The sequence below is a fragment of the Nitratireductor sp. OM-1 genome, from assembly GCF_003296175.1.
In the GTDB taxonomy this organism is placed as follows: domain Bacteria; phylum Pseudomonadota; class Alphaproteobacteria; order Rhizobiales; family Rhizobiaceae; genus Nitratireductor; species Nitratireductor aquimarinus.
The window spans coordinates 2,323,475-2,343,006 of the sequence record NZ_CP029208.1 but is presented as its reverse complement, the minus strand read 5'-3'; the positions used below and the strand labels follow the sequence as shown (position 1 = coordinate 2,343,006).

The 19,532-nt window shown below is 61.7% G+C and carries 22 protein-coding genes; 7 read left to right on the top strand and 15 right to left on the bottom strand.

Annotated elements, in window-relative coordinates; translation table 11 throughout:
- The first annotated feature begins 6 nt into the window (after positions 1-6).
- Entirely contained in the window at positions 7-591 is a 585-nt protein-coding gene (locus DEJ54_RS11010; RefSeq protein WP_113154605.1) for a DUF1214 domain-containing protein, read from the top strand.
- Positions 584-1,126, top strand: coding sequence for a DUF1254 domain-containing protein (locus tag DEJ54_RS11005; protein ID WP_113154604.1), 543 nt, complete (start codon positions 584-586; stop codon positions 1,124-1,126). Before DEJ54_RS11010 ends, DEJ54_RS11005 begins: the two co-directional genes overlap by 8 nt.
- A gap of 146 nt (positions 1,127-1,272) precedes the next feature.
- On the opposite strand, the gene DEJ54_RS23165 is transcribed toward DEJ54_RS11005, so the two are convergent.
- Positions 1,273-1,464 carry a hypothetical protein gene (locus tag DEJ54_RS23165; protein ID WP_162742256.1) on the bottom strand — a complete coding sequence of 64 codons (192 nt, stop codon included), beginning with the start codon at positions 1,462-1,464 and terminating at the stop codon, positions 1,273-1,275.
- A gap of 235 nt (positions 1,465-1,699) precedes the next feature.
- Here DEJ54_RS23165 and DEJ54_RS11000 point away from each other — a divergent pair, with 235 nt between their 5' ends.
- Positions 1,700-2,614, top strand: coding sequence for a hypothetical protein (locus tag DEJ54_RS11000; protein ID WP_113154603.1), 915 nt, complete (start codon positions 1,700-1,702; stop codon positions 2,612-2,614).
- On the opposite strand, the gene DEJ54_RS10995 is transcribed toward DEJ54_RS11000, so the two are convergent.
- From DEJ54_RS10995 to DEJ54_RS10985, 3 genes are all read right to left on the bottom strand, one after another.
- Positions 2,590-2,937, bottom strand: coding sequence for a DUF1491 family protein (locus tag DEJ54_RS10995; RefSeq protein WP_113154602.1), 348 nt, complete (start codon positions 2,935-2,937; stop codon positions 2,590-2,592). The two genes, DEJ54_RS11000 and DEJ54_RS10995, sit on opposite strands and share 25 nt — an antisense overlap.
- Before the next feature lie 98 nt (positions 2,938-3,035).
- A complete protein-coding gene (locus DEJ54_RS10990) occupies positions 3,036-3,977 on the bottom strand; it encodes a peptidoglycan-binding domain-containing protein (RefSeq protein WP_113154601.1) in 942 nt (313 codons plus the stop codon).
- Positions 3,952-5,742: a PAS domain-containing sensor histidine kinase gene (locus DEJ54_RS10985; protein WP_245447504.1), complete on the bottom strand. Its 1,791-nt coding sequence runs from the start codon at positions 5,740-5,742 to the stop codon at positions 3,952-3,954. The genes DEJ54_RS10990 and DEJ54_RS10985 overlap by 26 nt, the downstream gene beginning before the upstream one ends.
- A 463-nt stretch (positions 5,743-6,205) precedes the next feature.
- On the opposite strand from DEJ54_RS10985, the gene DEJ54_RS10980 reads away from it, so the two are divergent.
- Positions 6,206-6,556: a DUF5330 domain-containing protein gene (locus tag DEJ54_RS10980; protein WP_113154600.1), complete on the top strand. Its 351-nt coding sequence runs from the start codon at positions 6,206-6,208 to the stop codon at positions 6,554-6,556.
- A 63-nt stretch (positions 6,557-6,619) separates the two neighbouring features.
- Entirely contained in the window at positions 6,620-7,048 is a 429-nt protein-coding gene (locus tag DEJ54_RS10975; protein WP_113154599.1) for a SufE family protein, read from the top strand.
- Between the two features lie 81 nt (positions 7,049-7,129).
- On the opposite strand, the gene DEJ54_RS10970 is transcribed toward DEJ54_RS10975, so the two are convergent.
- Positions 7,130-7,954, bottom strand: a complete 825-nt coding sequence (locus DEJ54_RS10970) for a DUF6456 domain-containing protein (protein ID WP_113154598.1) — start codon at positions 7,952-7,954, stop codon at positions 7,130-7,132.
- Between the two features lies 1 nt (position 7,955).
- The gene (locus DEJ54_RS10965; protein ID WP_371685976.1) at positions 7,956-8,390 is read right to left on the bottom strand and encodes a helix-turn-helix domain-containing protein; all 435 of its coding nucleotides are present in this window, start codon (positions 8,388-8,390) and stop codon (positions 7,956-7,958) included.
- Between the two features lie 201 nt (positions 8,391-8,591).
- Between DEJ54_RS10965 and DEJ54_RS10960 the strand changes: the two genes are divergently transcribed.
- Positions 8,592-8,954 (top strand): cytoplasmic protein, encoded by a 363-nt coding sequence (locus DEJ54_RS10960; protein WP_245447500.1) that lies wholly within the window; start codon positions 8,592-8,594, stop codon positions 8,952-8,954.
- A 215-nt stretch (positions 8,955-9,169) separates the two neighbouring features.
- On the opposite strand, the gene DEJ54_RS10955 is transcribed toward DEJ54_RS10960, so the two are convergent.
- The 8 genes from DEJ54_RS10955 to DEJ54_RS10920 all read right to left on the bottom strand — a co-directional run bounded on the left by DEJ54_RS10955 (position 9,170) and on the right by DEJ54_RS10920 (position 15,911).
- Positions 9,170-9,589 (bottom strand): MucR family transcriptional regulator, encoded by a 420-nt coding sequence (locus tag DEJ54_RS10955; protein WP_113154597.1) that lies wholly within the window; start codon positions 9,587-9,589, stop codon positions 9,170-9,172.
- Between the two features lie 435 nt (positions 9,590-10,024).
- Positions 10,025-10,402 (bottom strand): monovalent cation/H(+) antiporter subunit G, encoded by a 378-nt coding sequence (mnhG, locus tag DEJ54_RS10950; protein WP_113156224.1) that lies wholly within the window; start codon positions 10,400-10,402, stop codon positions 10,025-10,027.
- Positions 10,402-10,737 (bottom strand): cation:proton antiporter, encoded by a 336-nt coding sequence (locus DEJ54_RS10945; protein ID WP_113154596.1) that lies wholly within the window; start codon positions 10,735-10,737, stop codon positions 10,402-10,404. Before DEJ54_RS10945 ends, mnhG begins: the two co-directional genes overlap by 1 nt.
- Positions 10,734-11,207, bottom strand: coding sequence for a Na+/H+ antiporter subunit E (locus DEJ54_RS10940; protein ID WP_113154595.1), 474 nt, complete (start codon positions 11,205-11,207; stop codon positions 10,734-10,736). Before DEJ54_RS10940 ends, DEJ54_RS10945 begins: the two co-directional genes overlap by 4 nt.
- On the bottom strand, positions 11,204-12,760 hold the full coding sequence (locus DEJ54_RS10935; RefSeq protein WP_113154594.1) for a Na+/H+ antiporter subunit D: 1,557 nt from the start codon (positions 12,758-12,760) through the stop codon (positions 11,204-11,206). The genes DEJ54_RS10940 and DEJ54_RS10935 overlap by 4 nt, the downstream gene beginning before the upstream one ends.
- Positions 12,761-12,767: 7 nt before the next feature.
- Positions 12,768-13,145 (bottom strand): Na+/H+ antiporter subunit C, encoded by a 378-nt coding sequence (locus tag DEJ54_RS10930; protein ID WP_113154593.1) that lies wholly within the window; start codon positions 13,143-13,145, stop codon positions 12,768-12,770.
- Positions 13,145-13,564: a Na+/H+ antiporter subunit B gene (locus DEJ54_RS10925; protein WP_113154592.1), complete on the bottom strand. Its 420-nt coding sequence runs from the start codon at positions 13,562-13,564 to the stop codon at positions 13,145-13,147. The genes DEJ54_RS10930 and DEJ54_RS10925 overlap by 1 nt, the downstream gene beginning before the upstream one ends.
- Before the next feature lies 1 nt (position 13,565).
- Complete coding sequence (locus DEJ54_RS10920) at positions 13,566-15,911, bottom strand: putative monovalent cation/H+ antiporter subunit A (RefSeq protein ID WP_113154591.1); 2,346 nt, start codon at positions 15,909-15,911, stop codon at positions 13,566-13,568.
- Between the two features lie 473 nt (positions 15,912-16,384).
- Between DEJ54_RS10920 and DEJ54_RS10915 the strand changes: the two genes are divergently transcribed.
- Positions 16,385-18,502 (top strand): S9 family peptidase, encoded by a 2,118-nt coding sequence (locus DEJ54_RS10915; RefSeq protein WP_113154590.1) that lies wholly within the window; start codon positions 16,385-16,387, stop codon positions 18,500-18,502.
- On the opposite strand, the gene DEJ54_RS10910 is transcribed toward DEJ54_RS10915, so the two are convergent.
- The gene (locus tag DEJ54_RS10910; protein WP_113154589.1) at positions 18,477-19,409 is read right to left on the bottom strand and encodes a cytochrome c; all 933 of its coding nucleotides are present in this window, start codon (positions 19,407-19,409) and stop codon (positions 18,477-18,479) included. The genes DEJ54_RS10915 and DEJ54_RS10910 overlap by 26 nt on opposite strands.
- Positions 19,410-19,532 lie beyond the last annotated feature (123 nt).

Sequence of the window (19,532 nt, the reverse complement as noted above, 5' to 3'; positions counted from 1 at the left end):
CATCACATGCTGAAGTCTGTTTTCCAGGTGGCAGTGGTTCTGCTCATCGCCCTTGGCGGCGGTGTCGGCACGGCATGGCTTGCGCTGGAATCCACCCGCACGATCGGTTCGCGTGAAATCGGTCCCTGGGTTACATTTCCCAATGAAGGCACCAGCGACGCCGATCCCTATGCACGTGCGCGCAGCGCTCGCTTGGGAACCCTTACGCTCGGAAACGCAGAAGGCATCGTAATCACCGCCACTCAGGACAGTCTGCGCCGTCCGCTTCTGCGCGAATGCAGCTATATGATCCGTGGCGACATGCCGCCCACCCGGTTTTTCACCCTGCACCTGACGGATCTTGAACGTCGCCCCCTGCCCGCGCCGGCGCGGTTTGCATCCGCACTCCACTCACAGTCCCTGGTCTGGCGGCGAAACACCCCCCTGCGCATCATGGTTTCGCCACATGCCCATCCGGACAACTGGATCGCCACCACGGGCCCCGGCCCCATGCGCATCGTTCTGACGCTGGTCGACACCCCGCTGTTTACCGAGTCCAGCGTTGGCGAAACCCGGCTTCCGGTCATCATGCGGACGGGCTGCGATGCTTAGATTTGCGCACCTTGTCCTTCTCGGCCTCTTCGGCGCAGCCGCCGTCCATCTCGCCATCCTGTTTCTGCTACCCGCCTATTCGGAACGGGACATGTGGTCCGCGCTCGCCGCAAAGCACGACCTTTACACATTCACGCGCCTCGGCAAGGACGATGCCAACGCGCTGCTCGCAGAGAAGCAGAATCCATTTCTTGAGGAGGCTGCCTGCCGGTTCGATCTCGAAAACGGCATGACCTGGCTCAGTGCAGAAACCCGCGTGCCCTTCTGGTCTTTCTCGGTCTACGACCGCGACGGAATCAATGTTTTCAATGTAAACGACCGCGGCGCCGAGAATGGAAAACTCGATGCGCTGATCATGAACGCACCGCAACTTCTGGAGTTGCGCAAGGAAATGCCTGAGATGGTGAGCACCTCACTCATTGCCCAGACCGATCTGGACGAAGGCATAGTTGTCGTGCGGGTCTTTCAGCCAGACAAGAGCTGGCGCGCCACAATCGAGCGTTTCTTTCAGGAACTGCGCTGCTCGGCACTTTGAGTTCACGCGCGCGCTCAGGCCCGCTCTCCGGTCCGCCTGTTTGGCCAGAGCAATTCCAGGAAAAGTGGGAGCCGGTTTTCCGTCCGGAATTGCACAAGAACAATGAATGAAAGCGTTTTTGCGATTCGACGAAAAGCGGAAATGCCCTAGCGTTTCGTCACACGCCGGCCGACGCTTTTCGGCTGGTTGCCACCGCTGTCATCCTCCGGCCCCATATCCGGATGCTGCTCATAGCGCACGCCGGGAAAGATGATGATCGCGGCGTCCGAACGGCGCTGCCTCGGCACATTTGCCGAACTCTTTTTTGCTGCTGGTACGAAGCTCAATATCGTTGCCATGACATCGCGTCCCTTTCTGTGACGGAGTGGTACGCAACGCCTCCGTTACTGAGTAAGGCAGCACATGGTTAAGGTTTCGTTACCCCTGACAATCCGTTTCTGAACGGAACTCTAAAGAAACCGGTTAACAGCTTGCTAAGGGAATTCGTGTAATTCTAACCAGGCATCGGGCATTGGCGCGTCCGCCCGATGGCGTTTCATGTAACCATTCGTGTTTCTGGAGGTTTAGGTCTGCGTGTCATCCGCTGTATTCAGGCAACTGGCTTCGGGCGGGGAAGCGCATAGACCGGAGCGCCTGTTCCGTGCTGCCATATCCGCTTTCGTGTCGCTGACGCGACCGACCAGACGCGAGATTGCGCAACTGGACGACCTCGCCCTGCCGCTCTATCCGCTGATCGCCGCAGAGACCCGCCGCTACGCCGCTGCGGTCCTGTCCGATTTCGCAACGCCGCCCCCCGGGCTCCTGCGCAGGCTGACCGACGAGCCGGCGGAAATCTGCGCGCCCCTTCTGGTCCGCTCGCCCGCCCTTTCGGATGTCGATCTCATCGGCCTGATCGCGCGGCACGGGCAGCCCCACGCGCGGGTCATCGGCCGTCGCGCGCACCTCAACCCGGCCATTGCCGCACTCGTGCGCGCATTGTCGGCGCAGGCGCATGATGATGAGCAGACCGCACCGTCCGCCGGAAGCGCCAGCGAGGCTGATGTCCGCGATCGCCTGCGCCTCATCATGAGCGCAGCCAACACACAGGCTCCGGCTGCCCGCCAGCGCATCGACAGGCCCTTGCCGACGCTTGAGACTGCCGGTGCGATACTCCGCGAAGCCGTCTTCTCCAGCGAAAATGGAGCCTTCGAAGCCGCGCTCACAGAGCTTCTGGGAATTTCTTCAGATGCCGCCCGCGAGATCACGGGTTTTCCCACCTATGGCGAACTGATCATCGTCCTGAAGGCGCTCGGCTTTGAGGATGCGGAGGCGTTCCTCCTGACCGCAGCCGTGTTTCCAAAACTGTTCTCACAGCGCAGCGCCATCGGCTTTTTCCTGGAGCGTTACCGCGCCCTGTCTGCCGACAATGCACGGCACAGGCTGCAGAGCTGGCGGGACGGCACCAGCGCGCCGGGCCATGCCGATCAGCCGGTGGCAATCTCGAAATAGCGCTCCGCCTCATCGAGGTTCATGACCTCGATCTCCACAAGCCAGAAATCCGGATCGAACCGACGCTCGCGTTCGAGGCGCTTTTCGATCGCCTCCTCGTCATTCTGCACGATCAGCGCAAACCGGCGCTCATTGGGGCGCGCCTCGTCATAAACGGCCTGGGCCGCCGGCCCATAAAGCGCCTGCTCGCCAAGCCTGTTGCGTAACAGTATGTAGATTGTGCCGGCTTCGCGCGCGCCCTTTTGCAGAACGGTTGCAAAACCGCCCTCTGCAAACAGTCTCTTGGTCAGGGCAGAGACCCAGAAATCGCTGGTCAAACGCATATGCGCATCGGCCTCCTCGCCGCAGTTTCAGCCGTGCAAAACAGATGGCAGGGGTAATCTCACGCGCACCGGCCCTGTGCAAGGGCCGGTCTGACCCGTCAATTGGTCAGGCCGACTTCCCGCATCTTGGCGAGGAAAGTATCATCAGGGCGACCGGTGACCGGCAGGCCAAACAGGCTCTGGAATTCCCGGATCGCGGTCTGCGTGTCCTGGCCGAGAATGCCATCCACCGTGATCGCATCATTGCCGAAGGCTTTCAGACCCGCCTGAACCCGCATGATGGTGGGATCGGCCTCAACCGCTTCCAGCGCTGCGGTCTGCACGCGCGGCTGCGGCACTTCGGCGGCGGGAACCGGAACGCTCGCCGTCTGCGGCCTTGTGGCCATCGCGGGCTGCGCTTGCGCTGCCTGCGGCTGATAGGCGGGCCGGGGCGTCGGGATTGGTACGACTGTCGGGGTTTGCACCACCGAGGGCGTGCCCGGAGCCTGCTCCGTTGCAGCCGTGGCGTTCGAGAGCCCCAACTGGCGCAGCAGCGCCTCATCGACGACCGGATTGGAATCCAGCCCCACGATGCGCCGATAATTGCCGATTGCCGTGCGGGTGGCCGCGCCCTGCAGACCGTCAATCGTGCCGTGATAGAGGCCGAGGTCTTCCAGAACCTTCTGCACCTTGCGCACGACCGGATCGCCGCCCTGAAGAACGTCGGGCCGCTGCACCGGTATCGCACCGGTCGTGTCCCGGTCAGGTGCGATCTGGCGCGGCGCCTGGCTCGGCACGTCCTCCACCGCAGCCGGGAAGGTCGGCGCAGGTGTCGTTTCAACGAAGACGGGTTCGCGCGTCGAGATCAGCGCACCGGCGTGGAAATGCGGCTGATACCAGAGCGCATTTGCAGAAACGAAGGAAAACGCCACGGCGAAGGCCGTCGCCCCGCCAACCGCAATCGGGTTGCGGGCGATGGCCATCCCTGCACCGGCCGCACCGGCGCGCAGCAGGGTTCCAAAGGTGACCTCCGGTTCAGGCCGTCTTGCGGTATTCTTCATCGCTCCACTCATCGTCAATCGCCGGTTTGCCGTTACCGGTATTCTGATCCTTGTCCTCGCCGACGCCGACCGGCAGGGAAATGCTCACCCGCGTGCCCTCGCCGGGCGCGCTGTCGATGGTCATGCCACCGCCCTGAAGGCCGACAAGCCCTTTCGCCAGTGCGAGGCCGAGGCCCGTCCCTTCCACATGCCGCGTCTCGTCGGTGCGCACCTGGGCAAACGGCTCGCCAATCCGCTCCAGATCGGCAGCTGCAATGCCCACGCCATTGTCGGAAACGCTGAAGTCCAGCCGGTTTCCTGAACGCTCGGCCAAAACGCTTACCTTGCCGTTCGCATGCGAGAATTTGACCGCATTCGACAGGAGATTGATCAGCACCTGCTGCACGGCGCGCCGGTCGCAATAGACCACGCCAACCGAGTCGGCAATGGCGACCTCGATGTCGATGGACCGCGCCGATGCATCCCCCTGAACGAAGGCAACACTCGGGTCCACCACTTCGCTGAAGCGGAAGGCCTCGGGATGAAGCGTGTAGATGCCGGCCTCAAGCTTGGAGATTTCCAGCGTCGAGTTCACCACCGAGAGAAGATGACCGCCAGCCTCATTGATCAGCCGCACATATTCGCGCTGCTTCTCGTTGGAAAGCTGCCCGAAAATCTCCGAAAGAAGTGTGTCGGAGAAGCCCAGAATGGCATTCAGCGGCGTGCGCAGTTCGTGGCTGACGGCAGCCAGCATACGCTTGCTCTCTACCTTCGCCACACGCGCCTCTTCGCGGGCGCTCGCCAGATCATGCTCCAGCTCGGCCATGCCGGCTTCATCGCGCAGAATGACAACGGCCCCGCCCTCGCCGGCTGCCGACAGGAGTTCGACACCGAACTGGCGGTAACCGGGTGCGCGCAGTGCACCCGGTTCCACCGGCATGCGCAGGCGCATGCTGATCGTGCGCGCCTCGGCGCCTTCATTGATATCGGAGACGGCGCAAAGATAGGCGACGCGGTCGGCCACATGAATGCGCTGGAAGAAACCATTGCCGAGAAGAATGTCCGAACGCACGTTCAGAAGAGTTTCAGCCTGGCTGGATGCGTGCATCACATCGCCGGAACGGTTCACGCGAAGCAGCACTGCGCTCATGCGCTCTTCAATGCCGGAGGCTTCGGGAGCCGCATCCGCGTCCGCACGCGCCGGCTCTTTCACGGTGAAGCGAAGGCCAAGCGTTGCAATATAGATGAGCGGCACGAGCCAATGTGCAGCCGAAGGCGTCACGGAAGGCAGACCACCAAAACCAAGAGTGCCTGCGCCGAAGGAGAGCGCCACCGCGACCGCACCGGCGAAAGCGCCGGTCATCGCCGCGCGACGGGTCCGGGCAATCCAGTAGCATTCTGCGGCCAGCGCCCCGGCCAGCAGCGTCATCGGCGAGGAAACCCCGCCGGCAATCGCGATCAGCGCCGCAACAGCCGGAACAGCCATGACAAGCGCGCCGGCTTCGACGAGCCTGCGCCGTCCGGTCGCCAGAAGCAGGGCAGCCGTCAGCCAGCTCGCGGCGAACACGGCGCTCGACAGCGCCAGCGTCTGGGCAAAGCCAACCGTCGCGCCAAGAAGCTGCGCCGCAGCGCCTGCAAACAGAAAGGGAGCGGCAAACAGAACGGCAGCAAGCCTGAGCTGATGCGAGCGTTCGGGCCCCTGCTCGACACTCGGATGGATCAGCCCTTCAAATGCTGCCGAAACGGCTGCCAGCCACTCCGGATATGGAGATACTCGTGAACTCAACTCGACGCGCTCTTGTTTGGTCCGTTCGGCGGGTTCTTGTTCCTGAGGAGACTCGCACCGAGCGTTTAAGGAAAGGATAAGCGCAGCGGTGAAACGGCCGCCTCAGGCCGCAAAACGCCGATTTCTCGCACCACAAAGCCGGCTGAATGTCGTCATGGTTAACGCCCGCTGAACAAAATACGCAGCTCCCCGCCCTTCAGAAAAACAGGCTTTCGCCCTTTGACCATCGCCGACACCTCAATCGGCACAGGCGCTTGGATGGTAAATCAAAGGTTAAGGCGTTTCACAGGCTTTGATGCAGACTTGTCTCGAAGGCAATCATTTTCGAATGCGTGAGAAATTTGCTTTCAATTTTAGCAAAAATCTCAAGAGCTCCTTGGCCGGACCGTGCAATGGTAATGAAAGGGACGCCCCCTTGAGTTGGATCTTGAGCTAAACGGGGCAGGAAACGGGACTGGACGTCATGGGCTTTCTTATTCGCGCAATCTTCTGGCTTTCGCTTGTTCTGCTGTTTGTGCCGATTGGCGGCGCCGGTAGTGATGGCGATGGCGCGGCGCCGCAGATCGGCGCCCTTCAGGCTCTGAGCGCCGCCCGTGACGCGGTCAGCGACATGGCAGGCATCTGCGAGCGCAAACCGGAAGTCTGCGCCACGGGCGTCGCCGCCCTTCAGACCATCGGCGTCCGCGCCCGTGAGAGCGCCCGCATGGCCTATGAAATGATCGAGGAAAGCGGCAGCGAAGCGCCCGACGCGGCAGCCGCTCCCGAAGACACCATCACCACCGGCAGCATTCCCGAGAGCGCCGAGAACCGCTAAGCGCGCTCTTCCTAAAAAAGGTTTTGCGTGACGACAGGCCGGACAATCACTATATCCGGCCCAATGAGCACGACGATTGACACCCTCTACGACGACTTCGCCTTTCTGGACGACTGGGAAGAGCGCTATCGCTACATCATCGATCTGGGCAACGGCCTTTCGGCCTATCCGGAGAGCGCGCGGGATGAGGCGCATCGCGTTCGCGGCTGCGTCAGCCAGGTCTGGCTTTACACCGAGCGCGCCGATGGCGACGATCCGGTCCTGAACTTCAAGGGCGATTCCGACGCCCACATCGTGCGCGGCCTGGTGGCCATCATGATGCTGCTTTTTTCCGGGAAGCGCGCCAGCGAAATCCTCGCCATCAATGCCGAAGACGTGTTGCGCAAGCTCGGTCTCGACGAGCACCTCACCCCGCAGCGCGCCAATGGCCTGCGCGCCATGGTTCAGCGCATCCGGGACGAGGCCGCAGCCGTAGCTCCCGCAGCGGGCTAAATCTCTTGCAAGACTGACTCGCAAGACTGACATGCGAAGGCCCTCATGGGCCTCCGCGCTGGTGTATCGTTCCGCCGCACGTCAGGCGATTTTCGGACGATAATCCTCAACGCCCCAGTGAAGAATGGGCTTTTGCGCCGCCGCTCTCCGGGCGTCCCGTGGCGCATAATGGCGGTCGAGCGCGCCAAGCGCCGTCTTCAACACCACCTTCGCTGAACGCACGGGCCAGCCGCGCTCCGTCTCCACCTGCTCGAGCCCTTTCAGGAAGCAGCAGATATCGACGAGAACGCCGGCAAGTTCCGGCCCCACCGCATTGAGCGCCCGGTCCACTCTCTGGCGCGCTGCGGGCGCCGCGTCCGTGAGGTCGGCCCCCTCGCCTGCCCCACCGCTCCTCCTGCCCGCCGAAACCGTCGCCACCCAGTTGGCGCTCATCCGCGGCATGATCTGCCCGCGCGTATAGTCTGCGCGCAGCCTTTCCCCCGCATCGAACTCCGCCTGGTTCAGAAATGGCTGGCCATTGCGGGCCCGCCGGCGGGCAAGCTGGGCGAGCGGCGATTCGCTCAATGTCGCCGACACCACTTCACGCTCCAGCCCCTCGCCAAAGCTTCGCTGTTCGAGCTCCCAGTGCTGCCTGCGAAAAGGTTCCTCACGCGCGCCAAGCCTGCACGCATGTGCGCTTCCCGCCTGCGTCAGCTTCACCCGTTCCCCATCACGAGAGACCAGATCATCACGGCCCAGCCTTTCCAGCACATCACGCGCGATCGAGATCGTTCCCCGCTCTCCGCCATCCAGAAGCACCGCCCCCGTCTTCGCCCCGCGCTGAAGCCAGGCGGGCCCTTTCTGCAGAAACCGCAACGCCCTCTGAAATTCACGGCGCTGACGCACATCGTCCTTCATCACCGCCATCTCAGCGCACCTCCATATTGCGAAACGCAGCCGAGGTGATCCGCTCCGTCATCAGCACGATCCGGTCGAATTCTTCATCGTCGCGCATGTCCTCTATCAGATGGCACGCATATTGAACCGTGGTCCGGTCACGCCCGAAGCCACGCCCGACCTCGGTCATGTTCAACCCAAGCACAACATGCGCGACATACATGCCGATCTGGCGCACCCGCGTCACGCTGGTGGATGACCGACGGGCCTCGCGCAGCTCGCGCCCGCTCACATTGAACAGCGCTGCGAGGATATCGATGACGCATTCGCAGACGTCGCCCAACCGCTCTTCGGTGACGGGGCTCAAGCGCCCCGCAAATGCCGGACGCTCGGTGTCCCCGGACACTCCTTCCGGCTCGGCTGCGTCTTGCGGCGGTTTGGTGGAATTTGAAAGCACAGGCATTATCCCTTCCCAAAAAAGAGGAATAAATTCTTATACCCTACACAACCACCAAAGCGAACAAAGAGGGAACGATATTTCCCATCGATCAATCAAGATCTTGAAATACAGACATAAAAATTCTGAGAACCGTTTTTCCAACACAGGTTTATCCCCGCCCGTGCCGCGCGCCCTCATAGTCACCCCAAATCAAGACAGGGATCGACCATGACCGCGATGAAGCAAGAACGCCTTGAGTTCCTTGAAGAAAAGAGAAAACGCCATGAACTGTCACGGCAAACGGCAGCACTGTTCCTCATTGGCGGCATCGACCTTGCCAAAGCGCTACAGACAACGGGCGCTGAACGCACAGCCCTCGTTCAGCGCCTGAAGCGTCTGATCGAAAGAGAGCGCCTGAAAGGCGTGCGTGGGCACTGGAGCTATGATCTCAACCGACACATCGCTCTGAAACAGGCGCTGGAACGCCTGGCGCCGGAAACACCATGCCCGGCACGGAGAAAATACACACATCCGCCCGCAGCATTCTCTCTGGGCGGTCGCACCGCCCCCCGAATTCCCGGAAGCGCATGAGAGGCGTCGCATTTTGCGCGGCAGGAAAAGCCGCCCCCCCCCTGAAACAAATCAGGCGTCGCTGTGGCAGCGACGCCTGAACCTTGAAGCGTATAATCTCGGCGTAGCCGTTACGCTGGATCACCCTGCTCCCACCCGGGCAACAAAGGATGATCGAAACTTTTATAGAGCAGCCGAACAACCGAAAACCGGATGCCGCCTCTCGGTCCGAAGCTCTAGGCCTCTTTGCGCTTGCGGCCTAAACCCATCTGCTTGGCCAGCTTCGAGCGGGCAACCGCGTAGCTGGGCGCAACCATCGGGTAGTTCGGGTCAAGGCCCCATTTCTCCCGATACTGCTCCGGCGTCATGCCGTAATGCGTCATCAGGTGGCGCTTCAGCGATTTGAACTTCTTACCGTCTTCGAGACAGATAATGTAGTCTTCATGCACCGAGCGCTTGGGGTTGACGGCCGGCTTCTGCTTCTCGGCCGGCGGCGCCTCAGGCGTTCCGCTGACACGGCCAAGAGCCGAGTGCACATCAGAGATCAGGTTGGAAAGCTCAGATGCGGGAACCGGATTGTTGCTGACATACGCGGCAACAACGTCCGCGGTCAGCTCTATAAGCATGTTGTCGTTCTTTACAGAATCGTCGTTCATTTCGTTACCTTGCCCCAACGTCATTAAAATTGGTCTCACCTCAAGTCGCCACTCATGAAGTCTCTAAAGGGAGCCAGATGTTTTTGGCATTTCTTGGCCCGACTCCCGATGAGGCAGCAATCTTATGATTACTTTTCTGCTTTCGGTCAACTCACTTTTTAAGCCTTATACTAGGCGACACTAGAAGCAGATTGTTTATCTCATCTCAAAAAAATCAAATTCATTCCAAAAATCAGACAAAATTGAGCTTACTGGAAAATTATATCTAAGCCCGCCTTATTAAATTTGAGTATTGAAGCCATGCCTTGTGGGGTATGGACCTGCCCCCGAAGCCGCACTTCCCGGGAAAAGCCGGCTTCAGGCTTTTCAAAGACCACTATAAGTAGAATCCATCCCGGCAATGCCTCAAAAAGGATTTACCGGAAAATTATTCCACTATTCTTTGTCACTTCTTGCCTCTGCGTCAGGGGTGGTCGCATCCCCTCCCGCATTCGCCATCTCATCATGCACCGAACGACCCCAGAGCTTGTAGCCGGCCGCATAGGCGGCCTTGGCCAGGAGATGCGCGGAAATGGGCGCTGTCAGCAGGAAGAAGACCACGGCGGCGAGCGCGCGCGTGACGATGGCCTGATCCTGCGCAAAGATCGCCAGGGCGATCAGCAACAGGCCCGAGCCGAGCGTGCCCGCCTTCGACGCCGCATGCATGCGGGTGTAAAGGTCAGGCAGGCGCAGAATGCCAATGGCCGCCACCAGCGTGAAGGCAGCGCCAATGATCATGAGCGCGCCGGTGAGAATGTTCAGCACGTCGCCCATCATTGGTCCTTGTCCCCGTAAATGCCCAGCGTATCGCGCTTCACGAACTCCTGCTCATAGCGGCGGCTGAGCACGAAGCGCGCAAACGCCACCGTCGCAAGGAAGCCGACAAGGCCAAGCGCAATGGCGATGTCGAGATAGAGCGTGAAGCCCGTGCGAATGCCGATGACGGCGATGAAGCCGATGGCGATCGTCACCAGCATGTCGAGAGCAAGAACCCGGTCGGGCAGGCTCGGCCCCATCAGCACCCGCACCACCGTGAGAAGAAACGACAGGCTGAGCAGGGCGAGCGCCACAAACTCGGCGAAGTCGAGGAATTCTTGACTGGCGCTCATCGAAACGCCTCCATGATCTTTCGTTCAAAACCATCGGCGATGTCGCGACGCAGTTCATCCGGGTCGGAACAGTCGATGGCGTGCACGTAGAGGAAACGGCGGTCTTCCGACACGTCGACGGACAGCGTGCCCGGCGTCAGCGTGATCAGGTTCGCCAGAAGCGTGATCTCGAAATCCCGATCCACCTTGAGCGGATAGGCAAAAATGCCGGGCTTGATGTCCATCTTGGGCGACAGCACGAGAATGGCTACACGCCACGCTGAAAGCACCAGCTCGTAGAGGAAGAGAAGCGCCAGCGAGAGAACCCGCATGCTGCGCTCGAAATAACCGAGCGAGCCCACCTGCTCGCGGATCAGATAGAGCGTGGCCGCACCAAGCAGAAAGCCGAAGAGGAAGTTCGGCAGCGTGAACGAGCCGCTCACTGCGGTCCAGATCAGCGCCAGGAGAATGTTGATCAGGGACAGTTTCATTGCGCTGCCTCCACGGGAAAGACCGCTCCGATATAGGCGGACGGATCCAGAAGCCCTGCCGCAGCGGTCTCTGCGATGCGAATGAAGGGCTCAGGATACACGCCAAGAAGGATGATCGGAATGCAAAGCAGAGCCAGCGACACATAGCCGAGCCCCGGCCGTGCGTTCGGCTCGCCGCTCGGCGCGCCTTCGGGCCGGTTGCGCCAGATCGCCAGGATATAGACGCGGCCAAGCGCAATCGTGGTCAGAAGACCCGTCGCGAGAATGGCCAGCGCGAGCCATGGCAGGCCGGATTCCAGCGATGCCTGCACCAGCAGGATTTTCGGCCACAGGCCGGATGCCGGCGGCAGGCCGGCCACGGCAAGCATCAGGATCAGCGCGAAGGCGCCCATCGCCGGATAGGCGCGGTAGAGACCGCCCAGCTCATGCAGCGAATAGCTGCCGCCAAGCTCCTTCATCACGCCCGCAAGCAGATAGAGCGCCGTCATCGCCAGAATGGAATGGAAGGCATAGAGAACCGTACCGGTCAGCCCCTCTTCCGTTCCCAGCGCCAGACCGGCCAGCATCACGCCCACGCCCGAGATCACCACGAAACCCAGAACCCGGCGAACATCCGACTGGGCAAGCGCGCCCATAATGCCCAGCACCATCGTGCCGGCAGCCACCCAGGCGATCACGCCGGAAAGCTCCACGCGCTCGACCGGGAACATCATCACCAGCACGCGCAGCAGCGCGTAGACGCCCACCTTGGTCAGAACGCCACCAAACAGCGCCGCCGTGACGATGCGCGGCGTGTGATAGGAAGCCGGCAGCCAGAAATTGACGGGAAACGCCGCCGCCTTCATGCCGAAGGCGAGCAGATAGAGAACCGCCAGCGTCATCAGCGGCCCGGTGTCGCGCACGGCGTCGACCCTGCGCGCAATGTCCGCCATGTTCAGCGTACCGAACGTGCCGTAGAGATAGGCCGTCGCCGTCAGGAACAGCGTCGTGCCCACAAGGTTCAGGATCGCATATTTGGTCGCGCCGTCGAGCTGGCGTTCCGTCGAGCCCAGGATCAGAAGACCGAAGGACGAGATCAGGAACACCTCGAACCACACATAGAGGTTGAAGATGTCGCCCGTCAGGAACGAACCGCCCACACCGGCCATCAGGGCCATCACGAACGGGTAGAAGCCGTAACGGCGTCCCGTCGCCCCGATGTCCTTCATGGCGTAGAGCGCACACACGGCTGCCACCAGCGTCGCCACGAAGGCGAGCGAAGCGCCCAGCGCATCTGCGACAAAGGAGATGCCGAAGGGCGGCAGCCACCGCCCCATGGTCATCACCTGCGGCCCGTCGGCGAGCACCTGCAGCAAGAGCGCCGCATTGGCTGCCAGCGTCAGAAGCAGGCCGGTGATTGCGATACCGGCATGCAGGCGCGTCTCATGACGCACCATCAGCAGGATCGCGGCAAAAAGGATCGGCACCCCAACCGGCGCCACAATCATCCAGTCACCCAGCGTGGTCGGCTGGATCACCATTGCATCGGAAATGTCTATCGATTCAGCGGCCATCAGTGTCTCAGTATCCAAGCGGGGGCAGCGGCTCGCCCTCAGGTTCGGCGACGCGCATTCCGTCCGTATCGTCCGTTCCAAGTTCCTGATAGGCGCGGAACGCCAGCACAAGGAGGAACGCGAACAGCGAGAACGAGATCACGATTGCCGTCAGCACCAGCGCCTGTGGCAATGGGTTGGCGATCGCGGAGTCCGGCGTCTGCAGAGCCTCGGGAATGATCGGCGGCACCTCACGCATGAGCCGCCCTGCCGTGAAGATCGACAGGTTCACCGCATTGCCGAAGATCGAGACCCCCAGCAGGATGCGGATGATGTGCTTTGAAAGCATGAGATAAATGGCAACGGCAAAGAACACGCTGACCACAAAGGCAAGAGCGGCTTCCATTATCCATGCTCCCTTTCTTCAAGCGCCAGCGCGATTGACGTGATCGAGCCGAGCACCACCAGATAAACGCCGATGTCAAAGAACAGGACCGTCGACAGGTCCAGCGGCACGCCCAGAAAGTTCACCTTGGTCCACAGGCCCGTCATGAACGGCACCTGGAAGAAGTAGGAGAGCCAGCCAGCCAGCGCCGAGACCAGAAGTCCGAAACCGGAAATCGCCATCGGGTGGAAGTAAAGCGCCCGCCGCACCGGCGAAACACCACAGGCAATGCCATAGATCGCAAACGCAGAGGCCGCGATCAGACCGCCGATGAACCCGCCCCCCGGCTCATTGTGCCCGCGCAGAAGCACGAACACGGAGAACAGGATCATCAGGCTCGTGAGATAGGGCGCGACCGTACGAAAAATCAAAGTGCGCATATCAGCCCTCCCCGTTCTTGGAAGCGATCGGCTTCACACTGCGAACACGTACCAGCGCCAGAATGGCAAGGCCCGCAATCATCACCACGGCGATCTCGCCCAGCGTATCCGTCCCGCGGAAGTCCACCAGAATGACGTTCACGATGTTGCGGCCATGCGCCAGCACACGCGAATACTGCGTGAAGAAATCGCTCAGCTCGCTGTTGAACGGCACCTGCGTCACCCGCAGAAGCATCAGGCCGAGGGCCGCACCGCACGTGCCCGCAACCGCCACGTCCATCACCTTCTCGCCCGTCGGGCGATGATCCGTCGGCGAAAGCCGCAGACGCGTCATGACCAGCGCCAGGATGACCACCGAGAGCGTCTCCACCATGAACTGGGTGAAGGAGAGATCCGGCGCGCCCAGCAGCATGAAGATCAGCGCCACGGAGAAACCCTGAATGCCCAGCGAAACGATCGCCGTCAGGCGGTCGCGCGCATAGATCACCGCGCCCAGACCGATCAGCGCGATCAGAAGCACCGTCCACTCATAGAACGGCATGCGCGGCATCGAAGGAACAGCCGGCCACTCTTCATAAAGCCCCATCGGGATCAGGACGGCAGCGGCAACGGCGATGAAGGTCGCCGTCATGTAGTAGTCCAGCCGGCCGTTCTGGATGAGATTGGTCACTGAGAAGGAAACACGCGTCAGGCCGCGCATCACCTGGTCGAAACCCTTGTCCGGGCCCCAGCCGATGGCGTTGAGGATGCCGGCCATCGCCGCGCGCCCCTGCCCCAGCATGACGAACACCAGAACGCCAAGCGCAACCGTCACCACCGACAGCGCCAGCGGCATGCCGATATGCGGAATGGTCGAAATCGTCACCGTCACGGCCGCGCCAAGCACGGCGCTCGACATCGGGCTGCTGACGAGCTCATGGCTCACGCCGGAGAACAGTGCCGAGACCAGACCCAGCGCGCCCAGCACCACCGGCCCGAGCCAGAGCAGGATCGGCCCTTCATGGGCATGTTTGGGCGTTTCCACCTTCGCGCCAAGGAACGGCTTCAGCGCCACGGCGAAGCCGATGGCGAACATCAGCCCGTTGCCGGCGAGCGCCACCAGCGTCAGCATGGTGGTCCAGCCATTGGCAAAACCGAGGCCGGCATAGATCTCTTCCTTGGCGAGGAAGCCGAAGAACAGCGGCACGCCGCCCATCGAGGCCGCCGCCAGAACAGCCGCCGTAAAGGTGATCGGCATTGCCGTGCGCAGGCCACCGAGCTTCGTGACGTCGCGCGTGCCGGATTCGTGGTCGACAAGGCCCGCGACCATGAACAGCGCGCCCTTGAACATGGAGTGCGCCACGAGATAGAGCACCGCCGCCTCGACCGCCTTTTCCGAGCCCACGCCCGTCAGCATGACAAGCAGACCCAGCGAAGCCACGGTCGTGTAGGCCAGCATCAGCTTCAGGTCCGTCTGGCGCACGGCCAGAAGCGTTCCCACCAAAAGCGTCGTGCCGCCGAACAGCGGCAGAATGGTTTCCCAGGCAGCCGTATCGCCCAGCACCGGATTGAGGCGCATCAGCAGATAGACGCCCGCCTTCACCATGGTCGCCGAATGCAGATAGGCCGAAACGGGCGTCGGCGCTTCCATCGCGTTGGGGAGCCAGAAGTGGAACGGGAACTGCGCCGACTTGGTGAACGCGCCGCCCAGAATGAGCAGCAGCGCCGCCATGTAGAGCGGCGCGTCGCGCAGCGCGCTCTCGGTCGCAAGCAGCGCCGACATGGAGTTGACGCCGGTGGCGCTCCAGATCACCAGAAGACCGGCAAGCAGCGAAAGGCCGCCAAGCCCCGTCACCACAAGCGCCTGCAAAGCCGCACGGCGCGAAGCCTCGCGCGAGTGATCGAAGCCGATCAGCAGGAACGAGGTGATCGAGGTCAGTTCCCAGAAAACGAACAGGGTGAGGAAGGAATCCGCGACCACAAGGCCCAGCATCGAGCCCATGAACATCAGGATGAACGAGAAGAAGCGCCCCTGATGCTCGTGCCCCTTCAGATAGCCGCCCGCATAAAGCACGATCAGCGTGCCGATGCCCGAGATCAGCAGCGCGAAAGTGACGGAAAGACCATCGAGGAACCAGGAAAAATCAACCGAAAGGCTCGGTATCCATGCATATCCGCCCGTCAGCGTTTCGCCATCGGAAACGGGTCCGACAAAGCCCGTAAAATGCAGAAAGATGAGAGCGGGCGCGATCGCCAGCACCCAGGCTGCATTGTGATGCAGCGCCCTTGTAAGCGCTGGTGCTATGGCGGCGGCTGCGAACGGCAGCAACAGAGCGAGAAATGTCAGCCACTGGCCGTCTGCCGTCATGAACTCTCCCCACTGGACTTAGTGTTTCAAAAAACTTCAGAAAATCTCACGGTGACATAAACACTCGCCCTCGGCACGACAAGGCGTAAACGCAACTCACAGGCGCGATGAAACGACGCCATTCACAAGAGATTGGTCAGCTTAAACCACCGGGGGCTCACTATGCAAAAACACCGCTGGAATCATGCCCATACAATCGGCAGGCCCCATCAGGTCGTTTGTTCCCCTATATAAGAAGAATGCATCATTCACGTTGCGCGCGTGAAACATAATGCAGCTTAGACACAGTCTTTTATTTCGACTGCCCAGAAGAGGCGGATCGCGCCCTCGATCTTCCTGCCCTCCCCGCGCCGCAGGTATTTTTTCGATTGGCCATTGCCACACGCCCCTTCGGCGGGACAAAAATGCGCCCAGCTTCACGCAGCGCTTCGCGCCGCACCTGCACACATTCCGCAGATACTCCAAGGTTTGCCATGACTTCCAAAGCATTTTCCTCGACAGCCAGCGCTCCCTCGCCCGAAGCCCGCCCCGTCAGCGACACCCGCCATGGCATCGAGCGCACGGACGACTATGCCTGGATGCGCGCCGACAACTGGCAGGAGGTGCTGCGCGACCCGGCCCTTCTGGCAGACGACATCCGCGCGCATCTGGAAGCCGAGAACGCCTATCAGGCAGAACTTCTGGCCGATACGGAAGCGTTGCAGAAAACCCTCGTCGCCGAGATGCGCGGACGCATGAAGGAGGACGAGACCTCGGTGCCTGCGAAGGACGGCCCCTACGCCTATGCCGCCGGTTTCCGCACCGGGGGCGAATATCCGCGCTTCTTCCGCCTGCCGAGCGATGGCGGCGACAACGCCGAAGAGGACGTGCTGCTTGATGGCGACCGCGAGGCCGAGGGCAAGAGCTATTTCCGCATCGGCGGCGCAGACCATTCGCCGGACCACAAGCGCCTTCTCTGGGGCCAGGACGACAAGGGGTCCGAGCTCTACACACTGAGCGTGCGCGATCTCGAAAGCGGCAAGGAGCTTCCCGACACGGTCACCGAAACCGGCGGAAGCGGCGAATGGGACGCAGCCGGCAGTGGCTTCTTCTACACAAGGCTTGACGAGAACCACCGCCCGTCAAAAATCTTCTACCACCGGATCGGCGCGGATTCCGCTGAAGACCGCCTCATCTATGAGGAAGCCGATCCGGGTTTCTTCGTCGACGTGTCCGGCAGCCGCAATCACGACTGGATCTACATCTCCGCCCACGATCACGAGACGTCGGAGTGCCGCATCCTTCCCGCAAGCGATCCCGACGCCACGCCGCGTCTGGTGGCCGCGCGCGAAACCGGACTGCAATACGATCTGGAAGAAGGCGGCGACATCTTCTTCATCCTCACCAATGCGGATGACGCCAAGGACTTCAAGATCGTCACCGCGCCCGCAGGCGATCCCGCCCGCGCCAACTGGCAGGATCTGGTGCCCCACGAGCCGGGCCGGCTCATCCTCGCCATCATGGCGTTTGCCAATTACCTCGTGCGTCTGGAGCGCAAGGACGGCCTGCCGCGCCTCGTCATCCGCGACCGCGCCGACGGGTCGGAACATTTGATCGCCTTCGACGAGGAGGCCTATTCGCTCGGCCTGATGGGTTCCTACGAATACGACACCGAGACGCTCCGCTTCTCCTATTCGTCCATGACCACGCCGCAGCAGGTCTTCGACTACGACATGCGCACCCGTAAGCGCACACTCCTGAAGACGCAGGAAGTGCCCTCCGGCCACAATCCGGATGACTATGTCACCCGTCGCCTCATGGCCCCTGCCCCCGATGGCGAACTGGTGCCCGTGTCGCTGGTCTATCGCAAGGACATCGCACTGGACGGTTCCGCGCCCTGCCTGCTCTATGGCTACGGCGCCTATGGCATGGCCATGCCCGCCGCTTTCAACACCAATTGCCTGTCTCTGGTCGACCGCGGCTTCGTCTACGCCATCGCGCATATCCGCGGCGGCAAGGAAAAGGGCTACGCATGGTATGAGGACGGCAAGCGCGAAAAAAAGGTCAACACCTTCACCGACTTCATCGCCGCCGCCCGCCATCTGGTCGCCGAGGGCTATACAAGCCACGACCGCATCGTGGCCGAAGGCGGGTCCGCCGGCGGCATGCTGATGGGCGCAATCGCAAACATGGCCCCCGAGGCGTTCGGCGGCATCGTGGCCGCCGTGCCGTTTGTCGATGTGCTCAACACCATGCTCGACGACACGCTGCCGCTCACTCCTCCGGAATGGCCCGAATGGGGCAATCCCATTGCCTCAAGGGCCGATTACGACACCATCGCCGCCTATTCGCCCTACGACAATGTGGGCGCGCAGGACTATCCACCCATTCTGGCGCTCGCCGGCCTCACCGATCCGCGCGTGACTTATTGGGAACCTGCGAAATGGGTGGCGCGTCTGAGAGAGCGCAAGAGCGGCGACAATCCGGTTCTTCTGAAAACCAATCTCGACGCGGGTCACGCCGGAGCCTCGGGCCGCTTCTCGCGGCTCGAGGAAAAGGCGCTCACCTATGCCTTCGTCCTGAAGGTCACCGGGAAGATGGATAACCGTTAGGCTTCGGCTGAACGGCAAGAAGATAGGCCGCGATCGCGTCGCGGTCTTCCTTGGAAAGCCGGGCCATGTTCTTCTGCACGGAGACCATGGCTCCGCCGACCGAATCGAACTCCGGCGTGAAGCCGCTCTCCAGATAATAGGCGATGTCCCCGGCCGACCAGGAGCCAATCCCGCCATCACCCGTGGTGATGTTCGGCACGATGCCCTCGCCTTCCGCCGAAACCGCACCCGCAAGCCACTGATCGTAGAGCTGTCCGCCGGCAAAATTGCGCGGCGTGTGGCACTCGCCGCAATGGCCCGCCCCCTCCACGAGATACTGCCCGCGCCGTTCCGCATCAGAAGCATCGGCTCCCAGCGCAACCACCGGCTCGTCATGCATATAGGCCAGTTTCCATAACCCGATGCCGCGACGCATGGTGAAGGGGAACGAAAGCTTATGCTCGCCCGCATCGCCCTCCACTTCGGGAAGCGTCTTGATGAAAGCGAACAGGTCGCTCACATCCTGCGGCTCCATCCGCGCATAGGAGGGATAGGGAAACGCCGGGTAATAGTGCTCGCCCTCGGGCGAAACCCCGTGCAGCATCGCATTGGCGAACGCCATGTCGCTCCAGCCGCCGATGCCGTCCTGCATATGTGGCGAAATGTTCGGTGCGACGAAGGTTCCGAAATCGGATTTCAACTCAACACCGCCGGCAAGCTCCAGCCGCGCATCGCCGTCAGCTCCGGGGCGCGCATGGCATGAGGCGCAGCCACCGGCCCAGAAGACCTGCTCGCCACGCTCCGCACTCGGCGCTTCCAGCGCGCCAAGCGCCCCGGCCTCCAGCGAGGTCGGAGCGCTCAACAGCCAGAACGCCGCTCCACCGCCCGCAATGACAATGAGGGCAGTGGTCAGCAATTTCTTCTTCATGACAATCCCGATCGTCCTGAGCTGAAAAATCGAACCGAAAGCCCAATACGGCTTTTCGGTCCGATGTTCTCGACTAGAGCAATTCCAGGAAAAGTGGGAACCGGATTTCGGTCCGGAATTGCG